The sequence below is a fragment of the Bradyrhizobium sp. AUGA SZCCT0158 genome (assembly GCF_018130065.1).
Lineage (GTDB): Bacteria > Pseudomonadota > Alphaproteobacteria > Rhizobiales > Xanthobacteraceae > Bradyrhizobium.
Map to the genome: position 1 here is coordinate 121,326 of NZ_JAFCME010000001.1, position 21,886 is coordinate 143,211.

The following is a 21,886-nucleotide window of genomic DNA, read 5'->3' on the forward strand; positions in this document are numbered from 1 at the left end:
GCCGTGGAGGCATCAGTGACTGATCATCCACGGCCGCGCGGTCGGGAAACTCTTGGCGCCGCTTCTGGTCTGCTTCATCGGCCGCGCCGGTTTCTTGCTCGAACAGCAGCCGCAGCCGGGGCCGTGCGAGGCCTTGTACTGGTCGAGCGTCTTGGGCGCGTTGGCGCTGCGTTCGTTGGTGGCGTGGGCCTTGCGCTTGTCCGACGGCATGCAGAAGAACGCCGGCGCTGTGAGGATCACGCGCGGCGACTCGGTTTCGCATTGCGGGCAGTCCTGCGGCGCGTCGCATTCGGCCATCGGCCGCATGTCGGTGAACGGGCCGCAATCGTTGCAGAGATATTCGTAGACCGGCATTGCACAATCCTTAGCGCTGGCTCGTCGAGGGTGCACGGCGGATACGGGGCGGCGAATACGCCGCCGTCCCGTATCCGTCTCGCGCAGGGATTACTTGTCCTGTGACAGCGGCATCTGGATGTCGCCCTTGATGTGTTTGATCGGGCCCACTGAGGACGGCATGATGTCGAAGTCGAAAATCTCCGTCGGCAGCCACAGGGTGGCGCAGGCGTTCGGCACGTCGACGACGCCGGAGATGTGGCCCTGACACGGCGCTGTACCCAGGATCGAATAGGCCTGCGCGCCGGAGTAGCCGAACTTCTTCAGGTACTCGATCGCGTTCAGGCAGGCCTGCCGATAGGCGATGTGCACGTCGAGATAGTGCTGCTTGCCTTGCTCGTCGACCGAGATGCCTTCGAAGATCAGGTAGTCCTTGTAGTTCGGCGTGATCGGCGACGGCTTGAACACGGGATTCTTGATGCCGTACTTGGCAACGCCGTCCTTGATCACATCGACCTTGATGTGCAGCCAGCCGGCCATTTCGATCGCGCCGCAGAAGGTGATCTCGCCGTCGCCCTGGCTGAAATGCAGATCGCCCATCGAGAGACCGCCGCCCGGCACATAGACCGGGAAGTAGATCTTCGAGCCGCGCGACAAATCCTTGATGTCGCAATTGCCGCCATGCTCGCGCGGCGGCACGGTGCGGGCGCCCTCGGCGGCAATCTTGGCCTTGATATCGCCCTTGGCCTGACCGGCATGCGTGGTCGGCGCGAAGGGCGGGTTGGCGAGGCCCGGTACGCGGGTCGGATTGGTCGCGATCAACTCGGCTTCACGCGCATTCCAGGTCGCCAGCATTTTCGGATCGGGCAGGCAGCCGATCAGGCCGGGATGAATGAGGCCGGCAAAGTTGACGCCGGGGATGTGGCGCGACGACGTATAGAGGCCCTTGATGTCCCAGATCGATTTCTGCGCCAGCGGGAAGTGATCAGTCAGGAAGCCGCCGCCGTTTTTCTTGGAGAAGAAGCCGTTGAAACCCCACAGGCTTTCCTTCAGCGGCCCGACGTCGAGCAGATCGACCACCAGCAAATCGCCGGGCTCGGCGCCCTTGACGCCGATCGGGCCGGACAGGAAATGCACGATCGACAGATCGATGTCGCGCACGTCGTCGGCGGAATCATTGTTCTTGATGAAGCCGCCGGTCCAGTCGACGGTCTCGATAATGAAGTCGTCGCCTGGGCTGACCCATTCGACGATCGGGATCTCGGGGTGCCAGCGGTTGTGAATCTTGTCGTTTTCGTAGGCCGACTTCGAAAGATCGACCTTGATCAGTGTATCTGGCATTGCAGGCTCCCCTTTTCTACAGACTTCAGGCTACGGTTCAGACGGACAGATATTTCGAGATCTGCGCGGCATCGACATCGTCGCGCGGATCGTCGCGGACGATCTCGCCGTTTTCGATGACGAGCACGCGGTCGGCGACATCAAGCGCAAAACTCAGCACCTGTTCGGAGACCACGATTGACAGGCCGCGCTCGTCGCGGATGCGCTTTAAGGTGCGCGCCATGTCCTTGATGATCGACGGCTGGATGCCTTCGGTCGGCTCGTCCAGCAGCAGCACCTTCGGCTTGGTCGCCAGCGCGCGGGCAATCGCGAGTTGCTGCTGCTGTCCGCCGGAGAGGTTGCCGCCACGGCGGTCCTTCATTTCCAGCAGCACCGGAAACAGCTCGTAGATATCTTCCGGCACGTTCCGCTCGCCGGACACGACCAGACCGGTCTCGATGTTCTCCTTTACCGTCATGGTGGAGAAGATCATGCGGCCCTGCGGAACGTAAGCCAGACCCCTGGCGACGCGTTCATAGCTGTGCAGCTTGCTGAGCTCGGTGCCTTGCATGGTCACCGAACCGCTCTTGGCCGGCAGGATGCCCATCAGCGATTTCATCAGCGTGGTCTTGCCCATGCCGTTGCGGCCCATGATCGCAACGATTTCGTTGGGAGCGACCGACACGTTGAGCCCGTGCAGCACCTCGCTCTGGCCGTAGGCGACATGCAGATCCGAAATTGCCAGCATCGACAGGAGCTCCTTGTTCCTTGCGCTTGATCTAGTCCGGAAACCGGACGCCACTTTCCGGGATCATGCGCTAATGGCCCAGATAGACTTCGATGACCTTCGGATCATTCTTGACGTGCTCCATGGTGCCTTCCGACAGGATCCGGCCCTGGTGCAGCACCGTGACCTTGTGGGCGATATCCTCGACGAACTTCATGTCGTGCTCGATCACCAGCACCGAGCGACCCTTGATGATGCGGTTGAGTAGTTCGGCGGTCTTGGCCCGCTCGCTGACGCTCATGCCGGCTACCGGCTCGTCGAGCATCAAGAGGTCCGGGTCCTGGATCAGCAGCATGCCGATCTCGAGCCATTGTTTCTGGCCGTGGCTGAGTTCATCGGCATAGGTGTCGAGGCGATCCTTCAGGAAGATCATCTCGGCAACTTCCTCGACGCGGTCGCGCACCGCGGCGTCGCGCTGGAAAGCGAGCGAGCCGAACACGGTGCGGCCGCGCGGGTAGGAAATCTCCAGATTCTCGAACACCGTGAGATCGACGAATACCGACGGCGTCTGGAACTTGCGGCCGACGCCGGTCTGCACGATCTGGTTCTCCTTCATCCGGGTCAGTTCCTGACCACGAAACTGGATCGAACCCGACGTCGCCTTGGTCTTGCCGCAGATCAGATCGAGCACCGTGGTCTTGCCTGCGCCGTTGGGGCCGATGATGACCCGGATCTCGTTCTCCTCGACATAGAAGGAGAGATCGTTGACCGCCTTGAAGCCGTCAAAGGACACCGTCAGCGCCTCGACCGCGAGCAGGAATTCCTTAGGCTGGTGACCGATGAGCATGATCTATCTCCTCATTCCGCCAATGTGGCATCGGCAACCGGGGTGACCGATGAGCATGACCTAGTTCCTCATTCTGCCAGTGCGGCATCGGCAACCGGGATGACCGATAAGCATGATGATTTCCTCATTCCGCCGGGGCGCCGTCGGCGACCGAACCGTCGGTCCATGCCTTGGCGGGTTTTGGCTTGCGCCACGTCAGCAGCCGATCGATGCGAGGCTGAACGTAGTCCGCCCAGATCCCGGACAGGCCGTTCGGGAACGCCAGCACCACCGCGATGAACAGTCCGCCGAGGCCGAACAGCCAGAGTTGCGGGAATGATTCCGAAAGGCCGGTCTTGGCGACGTTCACCAGCAGCGAACCCCACACCGCGCCGAAGATCGACATCCGTCCGCCGACCGCCGTGTAGATCACCATCTCGATCGACGGTACGATGCCGACAAAGGACGGCGACATGAAACCGACATTGAGCGCGAACATGGCGCCGCCGATCGCGGCGAAGATCGCCGCCATGCAGAAGGCAAAGATCTTGAAGTTGGCGACGCTGTAGCCGGAGAAGCGGACGCGGTCTTCCTGTTCGCGCATCGCTACCAGGATGCGACCGAGCTTGGTCAGACGGATGAACTGCGCGAGCAGGATGCAGCCGAACAGCAGGAACACTTCGAAGAAGTAGAGCATGACCTTGGCATGATCCGGCCGGATGTCCCATCCCTTCAGGGTACGCAGATCGGTCATGCCGTTGATGCCGCCGGTATAGCCCTGCTGCCCGACGATCAGAATGGTCAGGATGGCTGCAACGGCTTGCGTGATGATCGCGAAATAGGTACCGCCGACGCGGCGCTTGAACATCGCGGTGCCGATGATCAGGGCGAACAGGCCGGGCACCAGGATGATGGCGAGAATGGTAAGGGTGAGACTGTGGAACGGCTGCCAGAACAGGGGCAGCGAGGTGATCTGATTCCAGTCCATGAAATCGGGAATGCCGGGGGTGGACTGGATCTTGGTGTTTTCGACGCTGGAGGCTTCCAGCTTGAGGAACATCGCCATGCAGTAGCCGCCGAGGCCGAAGAACACCCCCTGCCCCAGGCTCAGAATGCCGCCATAGCCCCAGCAGAGCACCAGCCCGATCCCGACGAAGGCGTAGGTCAGGTATTTGGCGACCAGGTTGAGGCGAAACACATCCAGCGACAGCGGCAGGATCACGAACAGCAGGGCGGCCAGAGCAACGAAACCGATGAGCTCGGATCGATTGAAAAAGCGTGAGTTGATGATCATAACCGTGCCTGCTTTTTGTTATTTGCGGACCTTGAGGGCGAACAACCCCTGCGGCCGCAGCATCAGAATTCCGACAATGGCGAGCAGCGTCAGCACCTTCGCCATCGACCCCGACATGAAGAATTCGAGCGTCGACTGCGTCTGCGAGATCGAGAAGGCCGATGCGATGGTGCCGATCAGGCTGGCGGCGCCGCCGAACACGACCACGAGGAAGGTATCGACGATGTAGAGCTGGCCGGAGGTCGGCCCAGTCGAGCCGATCATGGTAAAGGCGCTGCCGGCGACGCCGGCGATGCCGCAACCGAGACCGAAGGTGTAGCGGTCGACCTTCTCGGTGTTGATGCCGACCGCGCCGGCCATGATGCGGTTCTGCACGACGGCGCGGACCTGGCGCCCCCAGCGCGACTTGTACATGATCCAGGCCACCGCGACCGTGATCATCACGGTAAGACACATGACGAAGATGCCGTTGATCGGGACTTCGATGGTGTCGGTGATCTGCTTGGAGCCGAGCATCCACTGCGGCAGCTCGACGCCGACTTCGCGCGCGCCGAATACCGAGCGATAGGTCTGCTGCAGGATGAGGCTGAGGCCCCAGGTCGCCAGCAGCGTATCCAGCGGGCGCTTGTAAAGGTGGCGTATCAGCCCCCATTCGACCAGCATGCCGAGCGCGCCGGAGGCTATGAAAGCGAGCACCATGGCGAGAAAGAAGTAGCCGGGAAACAGCGCCGGCAGGTAGTGCTGAAAGGCACTGGAGGTGAGCCAGGTAACGTAGGCGCCGAGGATCATGAACTCGCCATGGGCCATGTTGATGACGCCCATCTGGCCGAAGATGATGGCAAGCCCAAGCGCCATCAGCACATAGACGGAAAACAGGATCAGGCCCGCAAAGCCCTGCATGACGAAAATGGAGCCCAGATCGCCAATCGAGTAGTCGCCGAACATCGATGCTTCTCCGTCAGGGAAGTCCCGCGTCGCGAGCAGGTTCGCGACGCGGGGGTGTTGGGCGCGGATTGACGGTCCACGCCAGGGAGACTCGTGAGAGAGACTCTTGGGGAATCGCGGGAGGTGTCCGCGAGCCTTTATTGATAGCCCTTGGGGAACGGATCCGGCTGGATCAGGTCAGCGGTCTCGAACACCATGTCGAACTGTCCGTCCAGCTTGGCCTTGCCGACGCGGGTCTTCGACCACAGATGGTGGTTTTCGTGGATCCGGACATAGCCTTCCGGCGCACCCTTGAACTCGATGCCGGGCGAAGCCGCCGCGACCTTGTCGACGTCGAAGGAACCGGCCTTCTCGACCGTCGCTTTCCACAGCCACGGACCGAGATAAGCAGCCTGCGTCACGTCGCCGATGACCGTCTTGTCGCCCCACATCTTCTTGAACGCGGCAACGAACTTTTCGTTGTTCTCGTTCTTCAGCGACTGGAAGTACTTCATGCAGGCGTAGGCGCCGGCGATGTTCTCGCCGCCGATGCCGTCGATCTCGTCCTCGGTCACCGAGATGGTCAGAAGGGTCTGCTTCGACAGGTCGATGCCGGCAGCCTTGAGTTGCTTGTAGAACGCGACGTTCGAACCGCCGACGACGTCGGTAAAGATCACGTCGGGCTTGGTCAGCTTAAGTTTGTTGATGACAGAGTTGAACTGAGTGTGGCCGAGCGGGAAGTATTCCTCGCCGACGACCTTCAGCTTCAGGAAGTTCTCGATGTGCTTGCGCGCGATCTTGTTCGAGGTTCGCGGCCAGATGTAGTCGGAGCCGATGAAGTAGAACGATTTGGCATTCTTCTCCTTGGTGATCCAGTCGATGCCGGCGAGAATTTGCTGGGTCGCTTCCTGCCCGGTGTAGATCACGTTCTTGGACTGCTCGAGCCCTTCATAGAAGGTCGGGTAATAGAGCATGCCATTGTACTGCTCCATCACCGGCAGCACCGCCTTGCGCGACGCCGAGGTCCAGCAGCCCATGATCGAGGCCACCTTGTCGTTGACCAGCAACTTCTTGGCCTTCTCCGCAAAAGTCGGCCAGTCGCTGGCGCCGTCTTCCTGGATGATCTTGATCTTGCGGCTAAGCACACCGCCCATGGCGTTGATCTGCTCGATGGCGAGCTTTTCGGCCTGAATCGAACCGGTTTCGGAGATCGCCATCGTGCCGGTGGCGGAATGCAGGATGCCGACCGTCACTTCGGTGTCGGTAACGGCCAATCCCGTGGTGTTGACCGCCGCAGTCGGCGGCCCGGCGCCGAATGCTAAGCGCGGCAGCAGCGCCATCGCCGGCAAGGCTGCCGCTCCCATCAGCAGTTTACGTCGCAGCGGGGACTGCAGGCCCCGTTTGATTTCGTCTGACATCAGCACCCCATTTTGTTCGAGAACGCACTTGTTGGTGAGGCAAGGATGCTCAATTTTGTGCACTGCACAGATACGCAAGATTGCGTATACTGCACCGCAAAATAGCGACGTAGGTTTTGGTACGGAGTTTGCGGTACGCAATTTGCAGACGATTGATGAGCCCCGAAGGCTCGGTCGTCAGCGGTCAGGAGCAACAAAGTGGCAGGGCGGCAGCGGATTGACCGCGTCAGACGCCAATATAATCAGTGGGTTGCCAACCAGACGCTGGAAGACTACGCGCTGCGATTCACCGCCAAGAGCGCGCGGCGATGGTCCGCCGCCCGCGTCGCCAACACGGCACTCGGCGCCATCTCCTTCCTCGCGCTGGAAGCAATCGGCGGCACCATTACGCTGAACTACGGCGTCACCAATGCGGTCGCCGCCATTCTGGTCGTCAGCGTCGTCATCTTCCTTTGCGGACTGCCGATTGCCTATCACGCCGCCAAATGCGGCATCGACATCGACCTGCTGACCCGCGGGGCCGGTTTCGGTTATATCGGATCGACTATCACATCGCTGATCTATGCCTCCTTCACCTTCATCTTTTTCGCGCTCGAGGCGGTCATTCTCGCCAGCGCACTGGAGATGTGCTTCGGCATCCCGCGCCCGATCGGCTATCTCATCAGCGCCGTCGTCATCATTCCCCTGGTGACGTACGGCATCACTTTGATCAGCCGCTTCCAACTGTGGACGCAGCCGATCTGGATCATCCTGCACATCCTCCCCTTTGTCGCGATCGCCTACGCCAACCCGCAGTCGTTCACGGAGTGGCGGAAATTCTCCGGCGAGCATGGCGACGCCGCCGGGAACCTCGATCTGCTGTTGTTCGGCACCGCCGCCTCGGTGGTGTTTTCGCTGGTGGCGCAGATCGGCGAACAGGTCGACTTCCTGCGGTTTCTGCCGCGCGACCGTCGGACCTCGCGGACGTCGTGGTGGATCGCGATGCTCAGCGCCGGCCCCGGCTGGATCATCTTCGGCGCGCTCAAACTGCTGCTGGGTTCGTTCCTCGCCTATTTCGCGCTCAGCCACGGCGTTTCCACCGAGCATGCCGCCGAGCCCGCGCATATGTATCTCGAGGGGTTCCGTTATGTGCTGTCGCAGCCCGATCTGGTGCTCGCGCTGACCGGCACCTTCGTCATTCTCTCGCAGATCAAGATCAACGTCACCAACGCCTATGCCGGCTCGATCGCCTGGTCGAATTTCTTCTCGCGGCTGACCCACAGCCATCCCGGCCGCGTGGTCTGGCTCGTCTTCAACGTGCTGGTCGCGCTGCTGCTGATGGAAATCGGCGTCTACAAGGCGCTGGAGCAGACGCTGGCGCTTTATTCCAACGTCGCCATCGCCTGGGTCGGCGCGCTGGTCGCTGATCTCGTCGTCAACAAGCCGCTCGGCTTGCGTCCGCAGCACATCGAGTTCAAGCGCGCGCATCTCTACGACATCAATCCGGTCGGCGTCGGCGCGATGACGATCGCGACCATCGTTTCCATCAGTACGTTCTACGGCCTGTTCGGGCCGACGCCGAAGGCGCTGTCGCCTTTCGTCGCGCTAGCGGTCGCCTTTGTCACCGCGCCGCTGATCGCCTGGGCGACCGACGGCAAGTATTACATCGCGCGCAAGCCGAAGCGGAGCTGGCAGAACCTCGAAGCCATCCAGTGCTGCATCTGCGAGCATTCGTTCGAACCCGAGGACATGGCGTCCTGCCCGGCCTATGCCGGCCCGATCTGCTCGCTGTGCTGTTCGCTGGACGCGCGCTGCCACGATCTCTGCAAACCGCATGCGCGGATTCAGGCGCAGGTCTCCGAGGCGCTGGGCAAGGTGCTGCCCGAGCCGATCTATGCCCGGATCAACTCCCAGGTTGGGCACTATCTCGGCGTGTTCGCGGTTTCCGCAGGACTGGTCGGGTTGACGCTTGCGCTGATTTACCTGCAGACGTCTGCCACGATTCCCCTCGACGACCTCCAGCTATCCGATGTGCTCTGGAAGGTGTTCTTCGCGCTCACGATCATCATCGGCGTGGTGGCCTGGCTGTTCGTGCTGGCGCAGCAAAGCCGCCGCGCGGCGGAAGCGGAAACCCGACGGCAGACCACATTGCTGATTCAGGAAATCGACGCGCACAAGCGTACTGATGCCGAGTTGCAGCGTGCCAAGGAAGTCGCCGAATCCGCCAATCTGGCCAAGAGCCGCTACGTGGTCGGGTTGAGCCACGAGCTGCGCTCGCCCCTCAACGCCATCAGCGGCTATGCTCAGTTGCTGGAACAGGACTCCAGCCTCAACACAAAACCGCGCGATCAGGTGCGCGTGGTCCGCCGCAGCGCCGATCATTTGTCGGGGCTGATCGACGGTATTCTGGACATCTCCAAGATCGAAGCCGGCCGGCTGTACCTGTCGCGCGACGAAGTGCGGTTGAGCGATTTCCTCGATCAGCTGGTCGGGATGTTCCGCCTGCAAGCCACCGCCAAGGGTATCGATTTTGTTTTCAAGCGGCCGGCGGTGCTGCCGGTCGTGGTCTTTGCCGACGAGAAGCGGTTGCGCCAGATCCTGATCAATCTATTGGCGAACGCCATCAAGTTCACGCAGGCCGGCAGCGTGCTGTTCGTGGTGCATTACCGCAGTCCGGTGGCGGAGTTCGAGGTGATCGACACCGGCCCGGGCATACGGGCCGACGACCTCGAACGCATCTTCGCGCCGTTCGAACGCGGCGCGCTCGGCATCTCCCAGCCACAGACCGGAACCGGTCTTGGCCTGACCATCAGCCGGCTGCTTGCCGGCGTCATGGGCGGCGACATCAAGGTCACCAGCACGGTCGGGACCGGCAGCAACTTCCGCATGAAGATCCTGCTTTCGGAAGTCACCAACCCGACGCGGATTGCGCCGGTCGGGGCGCCGATCTTCGGCTATCACGGCCCGCGCAAAACGATCCTGATCACCGACGACGATCCAACCCATCGCGACCTCCTGCGCGAGGTCTTGACGCCGCTCGGCTTCATCCTGCTCAGCGCGCCCGATGGCCCCGGCTGTCTGGAGTTAGCGCAGCATTGCCGGCCCGATCTGTTTCTGCTCGACATCTCGATGGCCGGCATGGACGGCTGGACCGTCGCGGAAACCCTGCGCAAGACCGGCCATCATCAAGCGCGCATCCTGATGGTGTCGGCGAGCGCGCTGGAGGCACATGGCGCGCCGCTGGCGCAGCCCTTCCACGACGGCTATCTGATGAAGCCGATTGATATTCCGCGGCTGCTGGAAACCATTCGCCAACTACTCAAGCTCGACTGGGAATATGAGGTCGACCAGATCGCCGTTCCGAACTGGAAGCCCGAGACCGGTTCGCGGCCATCGGTGAAGCACGTCGAGGAACTCATTGGACTCGGGCAATTGGGTTACATCCGCGCCATCCAGGTCAAGCTCGACGAGATCGGCAACGATCATCCGGAACATGCCGATTTCGTCGCGCAAATGCGTTCACTGATCGACCGCTTCGATCTCGATCAATATATGGCGACCCTGAAGACGCTGCACAGCTATGATCATTGAGCAAAAAAAGCGCGACGTCGCCCTCGTCGTCGACGATTCCCCGGAAACCCTGCGGCTGCTCACCGACGCGCTCGACGGCGCGGGCATGACGGTCATGGTCGCGCTCGACGGCGCCTCGGCGATGCGGATCGTCGATCAGATCACGCCTGACATCGTGCTGCTCGACGCGGTCATGCCGGGCATGGACGGCTTTGAGACCTGCAGACGGCTGAAGCGCGATGCGGGCCTCGTCAACGTTCCCATCATCTTCATGACGGGCCTGGCTGAAACCGAGCACATCGTCCGCGGCCTGGAGGCCGGCGGCGTGGACTACGTGACAAAGCCGATCGCCATCGAGGAGATGCTGGCGCGAATTCGCGTTCACCTGGCCAACGCGCGGATGACCCAGAGCGCCCGGGCGGCGCTCGATGTGTCCGGCCGCTATCTGCTCGCGGTGAACAGCACCGGCAAGATCATGTGGGCGACGCCGCAGGCGCAGAAGCTATTGTCCGATACGCTTCGCGCCGACACCGACGACGATTTCGTGTTGCCGGATCCGGTGCCGCAATGGCTGGAACAGGTGCAGAGCGGCAAAGCCGGGTCGAAGGCGTCGGTGATGCCGGCGTTTCCCGGCAACGAACTGCTCAAGCTGCAATATATGGGCAACCTCGGCCCGAACGAATTCCTGCTGCGGCTCGCCAAGGATACCGGGGCCGACACGCCGGCGGAATTTTCCCGAGAGCTGGGCCTCACCACGCGCGAAGGCGAGGTGCTGTCATGGCTCTCCAAGGGCAAGACCAATCGCGACATCGCGCAGATCCTGGGCCTCTCACCCCGCACCGTCGACAAGCATCTAGAGCAGATTTATTCGAAGCTCGGCGTCGAGAACCGCACTGCTGCCGCGGCGATCGCGGTTAGGACCGGAAATCTGAAGCAGTGAGAGGATGGAGCCCTGCCGATAGGTCCAGTGTCGGGACGCCGTCGCCTCGTCATAGAACGCATATTGCGGCTCGCCCCCACGTGACGGACGAACGCAAGCGTCGTCTGATTCTCGCTGCGCGACGCATAGCGAAGGTCAACCCCGGAACCAAGCGCGTGGTCGGCAATGATGCGTCCGAAAAGATCGGTCGAAATGCCGCCCACGAACCCCGCCGGCGCGCCGAGGCGAGCCATGCCGGCGGTGTTGAGACAGGAGCCACCGGCAACCGGAACGCTCGCATCGCGTCCGTCAGTGGATGTGACGGGAAGGAAATCAACCAACGCACCTCCGCAAGTCAGCAGCATGGCTCAGCTTTTCGTTTCAAACCCGGCGATCGATGACGTCCCCTGCATGGTCGCGCGGCTCTCCCGATCGAAGGTTCGCATTAGTCCATGAACCTTTCGCTTGCTGCGATGGAAGTCCGTCATTTCGGACGCGGTCGGCTCGCTCAGCCGGCCGATCGCCGACATCGCGGCCATGGCCTCACCGATCGATCCGCGGGATTTGGCCGCCACCGCGCCCAGCATGGCCGCACCCAGCAGGACGGGCTCCGGTGTTTCCGGCACGGCAACGGCCAGGCCCGTCGTATCCGCCATGATCTGGCGGACCAGCGGGCTTCGTCCCGCGCCGCCGCTGATCACCATCATGTCGCTGTCGACGCCGAGCGCCCGAAAAGCATCGACCACATCCGCCAAGCCATAGGCAAGGCCGCAGAGCCCAGCCACGAACAGCCGCTCCATCGAACCAATATCGGCGTCGAGATCCATCCCGGCAACGACCGCGCGGGAATAAGGATCGGCGAAGGGTGACCGGTTGCAGAGAAATTCGGGCAGAACGTGGATGTCACGGGCGAACATTGCCGCCTCGCCCAAGCTTGCCACGCGCGAGACGACGCGCCGTTCGAGAAATTCCGGGATCTCCATGCCGACCGCACGCGCCGCTGCAATGGCCTCGCCATGGGCAGGATGCGACTTGACGAGTTGATCGATCGCCGCTCCTACAGCGGACTGTCCGCCCTCGTTGAGCCAGAAGTCCGGCACCATCCCCGAATAATAGGGGACACCTCACGCTACGGCGTCAAGATCGTGATGTCCGGCCCGCTCGTTTCCGACGATGGTCAGACCATGATCGGGAGCCTGTTCCTGATCGAGGCGCCGAGCCACGCCGAAGTCGAAGCCTTCAACGGCGCCGATCCCTTTGCCGCGGCGAGCATCTGGGAGAAGGTGTCGATCACCGGATTCAGTCGTCGCCAGGGTTGAGCGCGAGCGGATCGAACTGGACGATGCAGCTGGTGTTGGCTGGGAAAGTGCCGGCAATCCTCCTTTGTCCACCTGCACGACCTTGGCCCGACCGTTTACCCGAATTTGAGGACGCCTGCACAGCGAAACGCAAGGCGGACTTTGGCTACGCCGTTTTTGCCGTCCTGCGGCGAGTTGTCGAACGCATCGCATACCGATCAACGGTCGCTTCGAACCAGGAATAGTCGTTCATCCGTCGTGTATACAACCCACCGGCTACCGCGCCCAAAGCTACGCTTTCTCTCGCCGGTTCGTCGTGACGGCCTTCCCAGCCCCTCCCGGCACGAACCCGTGCAGGAACAATTCGACCGCCATATCAGCGAACTCCTGCGGACCGATCCCACCCTTGGGGTCGTACCAGGTGTAGGTGTAGTTGATGATGCCGAACAGGATCATCGTGTAGATCTTCTTGGTGCGCCTGACGATCCTCCCCTCGGCGTCGAGCCTGACCAGCAGATCGGTGACGATATCGACCAGCTGCCGCTCGAGATCCTTGATGGCCTGCTGTTCGTCCTCGTTCAGGAACGAGAGATCGTGAATCAGTACGCGCTGCTCATGCGGCGATTTGGCGTTGACCTCGACGATGGCGCGAATGACGTTTTGAAACTGCGTCAGCGTCGGACCGCCGGCGGCAACGGCGGTTTCGACATGCTGGATCATTTCCCGGATATGCGCGTCCAGGATCGCGAATAGGATCGCTTCCTTGGAGTCGAAATAATGATAGAGCGCGCCGCGCGACAGCTTGCAGGCATCGGCAAGGTCGGCGATCGAGGCGCGCATATAGCCCTGCGCCGAAAACAGCCGGGCGGCATTGGTTAAAATGCCGAGATGGATGCCGTTGTAGTTCTCAGAGCGTGTTCGCGCCATCGGATATTGTCCGCTTCCATTCAGCTTTAGCTCGTATTCCCAAGGACATGCTTAGCTGATTCAGCAGCCCTTTTTCACATCTCGATGCATCGGCCGGGCCTGCAAGGGCCTGCGGCCGATCGACCACATCCCCCTTATCGCAAAAAATTATTTGAACGGCCAGTCGGATTATAATAGAATGATCCAAATCAAGGACAGCCCGGATCAAACCGTGCAGTGGTTTTGGGAGGTGGAATGACGGTCGTTCGGGCGAATGCTGTCGTGATCGGGGCTGGTGCCGGCGGGCTTTGCGCCGCGGCTCGCCTTTCCCATGCCGGGCTTCATACAATCGTCGTCGATGACAAGGATCGGATCGGCGGGCGGGCTTCGACCGAACAGATCGACGGCTTCACAGTCAATATTGGCGCTATTGCCCTCGAACTCGGCGGGGTATTCGAGGAGACCTTTAATACCGTCGGTGCGCCACTCGATATCCGCACCCCCGAGCCCGCCAGTTCCTTCTTCATCGACGGCAAGCTGATCGATGTCGGACGCGGCGGCTGGTCGCTGCTGCTGGGGCAATTGACAAAACAGGCCTCGCGCATTCTGGAGAAATTCGCCGACGCCCGCTCCGGCAACCTTCCGGACGGTCGCCAATCGACCGAGGACTGGCTCAAGACCTACACCAGCAACGCCTCGGTGCACGCGATCTTTCGCAATCTTTGCGCGGCGATCTTCGCCTGCAATGCAGCCGAACTGCCAGCGCGCTCCTTCCTGACCTATTTCACCAGCAAGGGCGCTTTCAAGCGCTTTGGCTTCTGCCCGCAGGGCACGATCGGCGTCTGGAACGCACTCGGAACTGCGATCAAGCGCAATGGCGATATCTGGCTGTCGACCCCGGCGGTGCAGATCCATACGGCCGACGGCCGCGTTGAAGGCGTCACGGTTGTTCGCGGCGGTCAAAGGGTGCGGATCGAGACCGATCTCGTCATCAGCAATGCCGGCCCCAAGGCCACCGTGGCGCTCGGTGGCGAGGCCGCCTTCCCGCCCGCCTATGTCCAGCAGGTGCGCAGCGGCTTAAGGCCCGCCGCCAATATCGTCATCAATATCGCAAGCCAGGAGCCGCTGATCTCCCATCCCGGTATCGTGACCTTCGGCAAGACCCGTCGTCTCTGCAACATGGCCAATCTCACCGCGACCTGCCCCGAACTCGCGCCTTCCGGCTGGCATCTCTACGTCGCCTACGCCGTGCCAATCCCGGCGCTCGGTGATTTCGATTCCGAGGCCGAAGTCGAGCTGGCGCTGATGGATTTGCGCGAGCAATTCCCGAATTTTGCGCAGGCCAAAATCCTTTCGATCCGCGTCATGCGCGACGATTGGCCGGCCCAGCGCAGCTGCGCCGGATACGATCTGCCGCGCGAGACCGGCATTGACGGCCTGTGGTGCGTCGGCGACGCCGTCAAGCAATATGGCAATGGCGGCACGCAAGCCTGCGCCGAGACCGCAAAAATCGTCACCGATGCGATCCTGGCGCAACGGCCGCGCCTGCCACAATCGAGTCGGATGTGAGCGCGATGCCAACGACGAGTCCGGAAAAAGTTGATCTTGGGGGCGTTCACGCAGCACCCGATCCATCATGTCTGCTCGAATTCCGCAACGTCCGCATCGTCTACGACAACGCCATCGAGGCGATCCGCGACGCCAGCATTGCCGTTCCCGAAGGCGGCATCGTCGCCCTGCTCGGCTCCAATGGCGCCGGCAAGTCGACCTTGCTGAAGGCGATGTCGGGGATCCTCTACACCGAGGAAGGCGTGATCGAGAACGGCGCCATCCGATTCCGTAGCGAGGAAGTGCATCGTCTGCCGCCCGATGAACTTGTCCGACGCGGCATCGTTCAGGTACCGGAGGGTCGCCGGGTGTTTCCGGCGTTGACCATCGACGAAAACCTGCAGATGGGCGGCTACACCAGGACGACAGCCGAAGCACGCGAGCGGCGCGAGAACGTGTTCGCGCTGTTCCCGCGCCTGTACGAACGGCGCGACCAGATCGCGGGCTACATGTCCGGCGGCGAGCAGCAGATGCTGGCGATCGGCCGCGCCTTGATGACCGATCCCGTGCTGCTCGCGCTCGATGAGCCCTCGCTTGGGCTGGCGCCGCTGATCATCGACCGCATCTATGAGGTGATCGCCAAACTGCGCGACGAGATGAAGATGACAGTGCTGCTGGTCGAGCAGAACGCGCAGCGCGCGCTCGATATCGCCGACTACGCCTATATCCTGGAGACTGGCCGCGTCGTGCTCGACGGCACGGCGCAGAAGCTGGCGTCGAACGAGGACGTGCAGGAGTTCTATCTCGGCGTCTCCAATTCGGGGCGCAAGAGCCTCCGCGACGTCAAGCATTACAAGCGGCGCAAACGGTGGCTGTCGTGACCTCCCTGCTCAGTGTCAAAAACCTCAGCAAGCGTTTTGGCGGTCTGCAAGCGGTTGCCGATGTCAGTCTCGACGTGACATCAGGCGAAATCTGCAGCGTGATCGGCCCGAACGGTGCCGGCAAGACCACGCTGTTCAACATGATCTCCGGCGTGCTGCGGCCGAGCGGCGGCCACATCCTGTTCGACGGCGTCGATCTTGCGACCGTCTCGCCGTCGCGCTTCGCCGCGATCGGGATCGGCCGCACCTTTCAGAACCTTGCGCTGTTCAAGCACGGCACCGTGGTCGAGAACATCCTGACCGGCCGTCACACCCATCTGCGCTCCAACGTGCTCGATGCCGTGTTCTTCCTCGGCCGCACCCGGCGCGAGGAGATCGAAGCTCGGCAGCGGGTCGAGCACATCGTTGAATTCCTCGAAATCGAGCACATCCGCGACGCCATTGTCGGCACGCTGTCCTACGGCCAGCAGAAACGTGTCGAACTGGCGCGGGCGCTGGCCTGCGAGCCGAAACTGCTGCTGCTCGACGAAATGGTCTCGGGCATGAACCAGGAGGAGACCGAGGACATCGCGCGCTTTGTGCTCGATATCCGCGACGATCTCGGCATCACCGTGTTGATGATCGAGCACGAGATGCGGATCGTGATGGATATTTCCGACCGGGTGCATGTGCTGAATTTCGGACGCAAGATCGCCGAAGGTACGCCCGCCGAAGTGCGGCGCGATCCGGCGGTGACCGAGGCCTATCTCGGCGGGCATCGCGCGGAAGCCGCAGCACAGGCGGGCGCGTGATGTCTGTGATCGAAACCCTGCGAACCGAGCACTCCGCGACGCCATCAGATGCAGCGCGAACGTCGTCCGCGCACGACGCCGGCTCGTTGCGGACTGCGCTGAAGTCCGCCTCGATCACCATTCCGCAATTGCTGCGCCAGCGCGCCGCGATGCATGGCGCCCAGCTCGCGCTGCGCGAAAAGGAATACGGCATCTGGAATCCCTATTCCTGGAACCATTATTACGAGACCGCGCGTTCGGTGGCCCTCGGGCTGCTCGCGCTCGGGATCAAGCCGGGCGACCGCGTCGCGATCGCCGGCGAGAACACGCCGGAATGGTTTTACGCCGATCTCGGCGTCCAGATGATCGGCGCGGTCGCGGTCGGAATCTATCCGACCAATCCGTGGGTCGAGCTGCAATACATCGTCCGTCACTCAGGTGCGCGGGTGGTCATTACGGGTGATCAGGAACAGACCGACAAGGTGCTGGACGCGCTGGCCAACAATGACGGCCTGCCGGCGCTCGAAGCCGTGGTTTGTGTTGACATGAAGGGCCTCCGGCAATACCGGCAATCGCAGCTGATGTCGTTCGAAGCCCTGTGCCAGCGCGGCCGGGCTTATGCGCTGGAAAACTCCGACGCCAATGCGGTGCTCGATCGCCTGATTTCGCAGGCCTCGCCCGACGACGTCTCCATCCTGGTCTATACGTCGGGCACGACAGGCCCGCCCAAGGGCGCGATGCTGACGCACCGCAATCTGGTCTATGCCGCCTACATCTACGCCGAAGCCGTCGGGATATCAGACAAGCCGTTCGAGGCGGTGAGCTACCTACCGCTGTGCCATGTGGCCGAGCGTTGCTATGGCGAGGTGACACATCTGGTGCTCGGCGGCGCCGTCAGCTTTGCGGAATCGATCGACACCGTCGCACTCAATATCCGCGAGATCGCGCCGACGTTCTTTGTGGGCGTTCCCCGCATTTACGAAAAGCTGCAGCAGGGCTTTCTGTTCCGGCTCGGCGAGAGCGGCCGGCTGCGCCAGCGCTTTGTCAAAGCCTGCCTGGCTTGGGGTCGCAAACTGTCGGACCGCCGGCAGGCCGGGACCACTACATGGCTCGATCGCCTCAGCTATGCGCTGCTTTACGTCCTGCTGTTCCGCAACATCCAGCGCCATCTCGGCTTTGCCCGCAGCCGCCATCGTCTGTGCGCCGGCGCGTCGATCTCGCCGGAGACGCTACGCTTCTTCGACATCGTCGGCCGCCCGGTGTCGCAGGGCTATGGACTGACCGAAAGCGGCGGCGTCGCTTTCATCCAGACCGGGAGCCATCACCGGCTTGGCGGCTGCGGCCTGCCCTTGCTTCACACCGAATGGAAACTCGACAGCGACGGCGAAATCCTGTTGCGCAATCCCGGCGTGTTCAAGGGCTATTTCCTCGACGAAAAGGCTTCCACCGCAACGCTCGATTCCAGCGGCTGGCTGCGTACCGGTGATATCGTCGAAGTGATGGACAATGGCGAAATCACTGTGGTCGACCGCAAGAAGGCAATCATCATCACCGCCGGCGGCAAGAACATCGCACCTTCAGAGATCGAGAACGCGCTGAAGGACAGCGAGTTCATCAAGGAAGCGATCGTGGTCGGCGAGGCCAAAAAATATCTCGGCGCCATCATCCAGGTCGATTTCGACAATGTCGGCCGCTGGGCCCGCGACAAGGCGTTGGCCTACACCAACTACAAATCGCTGTCGCAGCTGACAGAGGTGCATGACCTAGTCGAGCGTATCGTCAACGAGACCAACAAGCGCTTCGCCCGCGTCGAGAATATTCGCCGCTTCGCCATCCTGGAGAAAGAACTCGATCATGACGACGGCGAACTCACCGCCACGCAGAAGGTGCGCCGCGCCATGATCGAGAAAAAGTTCGCGCGCGAACTCGCCATCATCTACCAGGCGGAGGTCTGATGCAGTACTTCATGCAGCTCCTGATATCCGGCCTGGCGATCGGCGCCATCTATGGCCTGATCGCGATGGGCTTTGCAGTGATCTACAAGTCAACCGGCTTGGTCAATTTCGCGCAGGGCGAAATGACCATGATCACGGCCTATATCGCCTGGACCATCTCGACCACGGTCAGCGGCAATGTGTTTGTCGTGGCGCTCGGCGCGATCGTTGCCGCCGTCGTGCTCGGCCTCGTCATCGAGCGCGTGGTGATGCGGCCGATGCTGGGCGAACCGGTCTTTGCCACCGTCATGGTGACCATCGGCCTGGCCGTGATCCTTCGCTCGTCGATCAACTTCATCTGGGACGCGTATCCGCATGGCCTGGATGTCGGTTTCGGACGCACAATCGTGCGGATCGGCTCGATCGGCGTGCGGACCGGGCAGATTGCCGTCATCGCCACGCTCCTCCTGCTGCTCGCCGCAATCTGGGCGTTTTTCCGCTACAGCAAGATCGGCGTCGCGATGCGCGCCGTCGCCGCAGATGACCGCACCGCGCTCCTGATGGGTATCAGCGCGACCCGGGTCCATGCGCTGGCCTGGGCCGCCTCGTCCGTCATCGCCGGAATCGGCGGCGTGTTCTTTGCGCTGTCTTATGACCTGTCGCCGGCGATGTTCCAACTCGGGCTGAAGGCGTTTCCGGCCACTATCCTCGGCGGTCTCGACGCCGTGCTTGGATCCGGTCTCGGCGGCCTCCTGATCGGCATCACCGAGAATCTCGCCGGCGGCTATCTCGGCTCCGGCATGAAGGAAGTTGCGGGCTTTGCCATGATCATCGTGGTGCTGATGGTCCGCCCGTTCGGCATCTTCGGCGAACGCGACATCGAGAGGGTTTGAGATGCGGACCGGCGATTTCAAACAGACCTACGACGAACTCGTTACCCTCGTCGACTCCCCGCCGGTGTGGCTGTGGTCGGCGCTACTGGTTGCAGGCCTGGTCGTCACCCCCTTTGTGCTGAACTCCTATGCGCTGTCGTTCCTGATGATCATCCTGATCACGGTGGTCGGCGCATTGGGGCTGAACATCCTGACCGGGTATACCGGCCTGATCTCGCTCGGCCATGTCGGGTTCCTCGTCACCGGCGCCTATGCTTACGCAATCCTGGTTTCCAAATATCACATGCATCCACTGCTCGGTTTCCTCGGCGCCGGCGTGGTGCCGGCGCTCGCCAGCCTCATCGTCGGCGCGCCGTCACTGCGGCTGAAGGGGCTCTATCTCGCGATCACCACCCTCGCCTTCTCCTTCATCATCAACACCGTGATCCTGGAAGCGCGGTGGCTGACCAACGGCGCCCGCGGCATTTCGGTGCAACGGCCGGAGATTTTTGGCCTCAGCTTCGACAGCGACGCCGCGTTCACCTATCTCTGCCTTGGCTTTGCAATTCTCACACTGTTCGCCACGCTCAACATCCGCCGCAGCCGCGTCGGCCGCGCCTTTGTCGCGATCCGCGATAACGACACCGCCGCCCGCGTCATGGGCATCAATCTGCACGCCTACAAGCTGTTCGCCTTCGTCACCTCGGCCTTCATCACCGGCCTCTCGGGCGCGCTGTACGGCATCTATTTGTCGTTCGTCAGCGTCGAAGGCTTTCCGTTCCTGCTCTCGATCGAGGCGCTGGCGATCCTGATCGTCGGCGGGCTCGGCTCGGCGCTCGGCGCCGTACTCGGCACCATCCTGATTGTGCTGTTGCCGGAAGCGACGCGGTTCGCGTTCAGCCTGTTCAGCGCCCAGATGGACGCGATGTTCACGACCGGCGCGCAGGAGCTCAAGAGCATGCTCTACGGCCTCGTCATCATCCTGTTCCTGCGCTTCCAGCCGCGCGGCCTGGTCGGCGCCTGGCACGACATCAGGCGGATGTGGGTGAACTGGCCGCTGCGTTACTAACCGGAAAAAGCAATCGAACAGAGGAGGAAACAATGATCAAATATCTGGCGACCGCGTCGCTGTTGCTCGCGGGTGTGTCTCTCTCGATCGGCGCGGCGCTGGCCGCCGACCCCGGTATCACCGACACCGAAATCGTGATCGGCGACGTCGAACCCCTGACCGGCCCGCCGGCGCTGCTCGGCGTCGCCGCATCGATCGGCCACAAGATCGCGATCGCGGAAGCCAATGCCGCTGGCGGCATCAACGGCCGCAAGATCAAATACGTGCTGGAAGACGACGGCTACGTCACCGCCCGCACCATCCAGGGCGTCAAAAAAGTGACCGACGTCGACAAGGCCTTTGCCCTGCTCGGCATCTCCGGCTCGGGACAGTCCATCGCCGTAATGCCGCTGCTGGAGAAGTCCGGTATCCCCACCGTGATCGATGTAGCGCCGGTCAAATTCCTCTGGGAGCCCCCGCGCAAAAACGTGTTCGTGGTCGGGCAGTCCTATGAGGAAGGCATCATCCATCTCGTCAACTATCTCGCCGAGAAGAACCCCGGCAAGAAATGGGGTCTGATCACGCAGGACGATGACTATGGCATCACCGTGCGCGACGGCTTCGACACCGTGGTCAAGGCCAGGAAACTCAACGTGGTCTACAGCGGCAACTACAAGAAAGGCCAGCAGGACTTCTCGTCCGACATGCTGCAGCTGAAGGATTCCGGCGCCGAGGTGTTTCTCGCCGGCGGCATCATCGGCGAGAACATCGCGATGATGAAGGAGCTGGAAAAGCTCAACATCAAGCCTGTGGTCGGCATCTTCTGGCCCGGACGGGTCGAGCCGGTGCTGAAGCTGATGGGACCGGCCGGCGACGGCATCTACGCGGTCGACTATGTCGAACCGTTCGCAGGCGCTGCCGGCAAGGCCTTCCTCGAGAAAGCCAAGGGTCTGCTTCCGGAAGCCGAGATGAAAGGCATCAACCGCTATTCCATGACCGGTTACGCCGCCGCCAAGGTGCTGATTTCTGCAATCGATCGATGCGGCAAGCAACCGACCTGGGCCTGCACCATCGCCGAGCTGGAGAAGACCAAAAACGTCGAGACCGGCATCATGGCACCGATCAGCTTCGGCCCCGGCGTCCGCTTCTCGAACCAGAAGCTGCAGATCATGCAGTCCGAGTTCTCGACGCTGAGTTTCAAGCCGGTGAATTGAGAGTCGGCAGTGGTGCTTCCCCTCTCCCCTTGTGGGAGCGGGTGGCTTCGCGAAGCGAAGACGGGTGAGGGGTTCTCTCCTCACGGTAAGACTCGAGCTTGAGGA

The 21,886-nt window shown here is 62.0% G+C and carries 17 protein-coding genes and 3 pseudogenes; 10 read left to right on the forward strand and 10 right to left on the reverse strand.

The window, feature by feature from the left end:
* Positions 1–12: 12 nt before the first annotated feature.
* The 7 genes from JQ574_RS00600 to urtA all read right to left on the reverse strand — a co-directional run bounded on the left by JQ574_RS00600 (position 13) and on the right by urtA (position 6,842).
* Entirely contained in the window at positions 13–354 is a 342-nt protein-coding gene (locus JQ574_RS00600; protein ID WP_212208355.1) for a zinc ribbon domain-containing protein, read from the reverse strand.
* Between the two features lie 90 nt (positions 355–444).
* Positions 445–1,674: a formamidase gene (fmdA, locus tag JQ574_RS00605; protein WP_212208354.1), complete on the reverse strand. Its 1,230-nt coding sequence runs from the start codon at positions 1,672–1,674 to the stop codon at positions 445–447.
* A gap of 37 nt (positions 1,675–1,711) precedes the next feature.
* Positions 1,712–2,401, reverse strand: a complete 690-nt coding sequence (gene urtE, locus JQ574_RS00610) for an urea ABC transporter ATP-binding subunit UrtE (protein ID WP_212383161.1) — start codon at positions 2,399–2,401, stop codon at positions 1,712–1,714.
* A gap of 70 nt (positions 2,402–2,471) precedes the next feature.
* On the reverse strand, positions 2,472–3,227 hold the full coding sequence (gene urtD, locus JQ574_RS00615; protein ID WP_212208352.1) for an urea ABC transporter ATP-binding protein UrtD: 756 nt from the start codon (positions 3,225–3,227) through the stop codon (positions 2,472–2,474).
* A 124-nt stretch (positions 3,228–3,351) separates the two neighbouring features.
* Positions 3,352–4,500: an urea ABC transporter permease subunit UrtC gene (gene urtC / locus JQ574_RS00620; protein ID WP_212208351.1), complete on the reverse strand. Its 1,149-nt coding sequence runs from the start codon at positions 4,498–4,500 to the stop codon at positions 3,352–3,354.
* An 18-nt stretch (positions 4,501–4,518) separates the two neighbouring features.
* Positions 4,519–5,445: an urea ABC transporter permease subunit UrtB gene (urtB, locus tag JQ574_RS00625; protein ID WP_212208350.1), complete on the reverse strand. Its 927-nt coding sequence runs from the start codon at positions 5,443–5,445 to the stop codon at positions 4,519–4,521.
* 137 nt (positions 5,446–5,582) lie between these two features.
* The gene (gene urtA / locus JQ574_RS00630) at positions 5,583–6,842 is read right to left on the reverse strand and encodes an urea ABC transporter substrate-binding protein (RefSeq protein ID WP_212208349.1); all 1,260 of its coding nucleotides are present in this window, start codon (positions 6,840–6,842) and stop codon (positions 5,583–5,585) included.
* Between the two features lie 198 nt (positions 6,843–7,040).
* Here urtA and JQ574_RS00635 point away from each other — a divergent pair, with 198 nt between their 5' ends.
* Entirely contained in the window at positions 7,041–10,412 is a 3,372-nt protein-coding gene (locus JQ574_RS00635) for an ATP-binding protein (protein ID WP_212208348.1), read from the forward strand.
* The gene (locus tag JQ574_RS00640) at positions 10,402–11,331 is read left to right on the forward strand and encodes a response regulator transcription factor (RefSeq protein ID WP_212208347.1); all 930 of its coding nucleotides are present in this window, start codon (positions 10,402–10,404) and stop codon (positions 11,329–11,331) included. Before JQ574_RS00635 ends, JQ574_RS00640 begins: the two co-directional genes overlap by 11 nt.
* Before the next feature lie 3 nt (positions 11,332–11,334).
* Here JQ574_RS00640 and JQ574_RS00645 read toward each other — a convergent pair.
* Both JQ574_RS00645 and JQ574_RS00650 read right to left on the reverse strand, forming a co-directional pair.
* Positions 11,335–11,675: pseudogene (locus JQ574_RS00645) on the reverse strand (PfkB family carbohydrate kinase); the annotation flags it as partial.
* Positions 11,676–11,678: 3 nt separating this feature from the next.
* Positions 11,679–12,428, reverse strand: a pseudogene (locus tag JQ574_RS00650) (FGGY-family carbohydrate kinase); the annotation flags it as partial.
* Here JQ574_RS00650 and JQ574_RS00655 point away from each other — a divergent pair.
* Positions 12,426–12,629: pseudogene (locus tag JQ574_RS00655) on the forward strand (YciI family protein); the annotation flags it as partial. The pseudogenes JQ574_RS00650 and JQ574_RS00655 sit on opposite strands and share 3 nt — an antisense overlap.
* A gap of 270 nt (positions 12,630–12,899) precedes the next feature.
* Here the strand turns inward: JQ574_RS00655 and JQ574_RS00660 are convergent.
* The gene (locus JQ574_RS00660; RefSeq protein WP_212208343.1) at positions 12,900–13,535 is read right to left on the reverse strand and encodes a TetR/AcrR family transcriptional regulator; all 636 of its coding nucleotides are present in this window, start codon (positions 13,533–13,535) and stop codon (positions 12,900–12,902) included.
* Between the two features lie 234 nt (positions 13,536–13,769).
* On the opposite strand from JQ574_RS00660, the gene JQ574_RS00665 reads away from it, so the two are divergent.
* From JQ574_RS00665 to JQ574_RS00695, 7 genes are read left to right on the forward strand one after another with little or no spacing between them, the layout of a single operon-like run.
* Positions 13,770–15,083, forward strand: a complete 1,314-nt coding sequence (locus JQ574_RS00665; protein WP_212208342.1) for an NAD(P)/FAD-dependent oxidoreductase — start codon at positions 13,770–13,772, stop codon at positions 15,081–15,083.
* 5 nt (positions 15,084–15,088) lie between these two features.
* Positions 15,089–15,943: an ABC transporter ATP-binding protein gene (locus tag JQ574_RS00670; RefSeq protein ID WP_249119001.1), complete on the forward strand. Its 855-nt coding sequence runs from the start codon at positions 15,089–15,091 to the stop codon at positions 15,941–15,943.
* Positions 15,940–16,734 (forward strand): ABC transporter ATP-binding protein, encoded by a 795-nt coding sequence (locus tag JQ574_RS00675; protein ID WP_212208341.1) that lies wholly within the window; start codon positions 15,940–15,942, stop codon positions 16,732–16,734. The genes JQ574_RS00670 and JQ574_RS00675 overlap by 4 nt, the downstream gene beginning before the upstream one ends.
* Positions 16,734–18,668, forward strand: coding sequence for a long-chain fatty acid--CoA ligase (locus JQ574_RS00680; RefSeq protein WP_212208340.1), 1,935 nt, complete (start codon positions 16,734–16,736; stop codon positions 18,666–18,668). The genes JQ574_RS00675 and JQ574_RS00680 overlap by 1 nt, the downstream gene beginning before the upstream one ends.
* Entirely contained in the window at positions 18,668–19,540 is an 873-nt protein-coding gene (locus tag JQ574_RS00685; RefSeq protein ID WP_212208339.1) for a branched-chain amino acid ABC transporter permease, read from the forward strand. The genes JQ574_RS00680 and JQ574_RS00685 overlap by 1 nt, the downstream gene beginning before the upstream one ends.
* A gap of 1 nt (position 19,541) precedes the next feature.
* Positions 19,542–20,588: a branched-chain amino acid ABC transporter permease gene (locus JQ574_RS00690; protein WP_212208338.1), complete on the forward strand. Its 1,047-nt coding sequence runs from the start codon at positions 19,542–19,544 to the stop codon at positions 20,586–20,588.
* Positions 20,589–20,620: 32 nt separating this feature from the next.
* Positions 20,621–21,781: an ABC transporter substrate-binding protein gene (locus JQ574_RS00695; protein ID WP_212208337.1), complete on the forward strand. Its 1,161-nt coding sequence runs from the start codon at positions 20,621–20,623 to the stop codon at positions 21,779–21,781.
* Positions 21,782–21,886 lie beyond the last annotated feature (105 nt).

Excerpts from the sequence above, each read along its gene's own strand:
- JQ574_RS00600 (WP_212208355.1), bottom strand. The coding sequence starts at position 354 with ATGCCGGTCTACGAATATCTCTGCAACGATTGCGGCCCGTTCACCGAC.
- fmdA (WP_212208354.1), bottom strand. The coding sequence starts at position 1,674 with ATGCCAGATACACTGATCAAGGTCGATCTTTCGAAGTCGGCCTACGAA.
- urtE (WP_212383161.1), bottom strand. The coding sequence starts at position 2,401 with ATGCTGGCAATTTCGGATCTGCATGTCGCCTACGGCCAGAGCGAGGTG.
- urtD (WP_212208352.1), bottom strand. The coding sequence starts at position 3,227 with ATGCTCATCGGTCACCAGCCTAAGGAATTCCTGCTCGCGGTCGAGGCG.
- urtC (WP_212208351.1), bottom strand. The coding sequence starts at position 4,500 with ATGATCATCAACTCACGCTTTTTCAATCGATCCGAGCTCATCGGTTTC.
- urtB (WP_212208350.1), bottom strand. The coding sequence starts at position 5,445 with ATGTTCGGCGACTACTCGATTGGCGATCTGGGCTCCATTTTCGTCATG.
- urtA (WP_212208349.1), bottom strand. The coding sequence starts at position 6,842 with ATGTCAGACGAAATCAAACGGGGCCTGCAGTCCCCGCTGCGACGTAAA.
- JQ574_RS00640 (WP_212208347.1), top strand. The coding sequence starts at position 10,402 with ATGATCATTGAGCAAAAAAAGCGCGACGTCGCCCTCGTCGTCGACGAT.
- JQ574_RS00660 (WP_212208343.1), bottom strand. The coding sequence starts at position 13,535 with ATGGCGCGAACACGCTCTGAGAACTACAACGGCATCCATCTCGGCATT.
- JQ574_RS00665 (WP_212208342.1), top strand. The coding sequence starts at position 13,770 with ATGACGGTCGTTCGGGCGAATGCTGTCGTGATCGGGGCTGGTGCCGGC.
- JQ574_RS00670 (WP_249119001.1), top strand. The coding sequence starts at position 15,089 with ATGCCAACGACGAGTCCGGAAAAAGTTGATCTTGGGGGCGTTCACGCA.
- JQ574_RS00680 (WP_212208340.1), top strand. The coding sequence starts at position 16,734 with ATGTCTGTGATCGAAACCCTGCGAACCGAGCACTCCGCGACGCCATCA.
- JQ574_RS00685 (WP_212208339.1), top strand. The coding sequence starts at position 18,668 with ATGCAGTACTTCATGCAGCTCCTGATATCCGGCCTGGCGATCGGCGCC.
- JQ574_RS00690 (WP_212208338.1), top strand. The coding sequence starts at position 19,542 with ATGCGGACCGGCGATTTCAAACAGACCTACGACGAACTCGTTACCCTC.
- JQ574_RS00695 (WP_212208337.1), top strand. The coding sequence starts at position 20,621 with ATGATCAAATATCTGGCGACCGCGTCGCTGTTGCTCGCGGGTGTGTCT.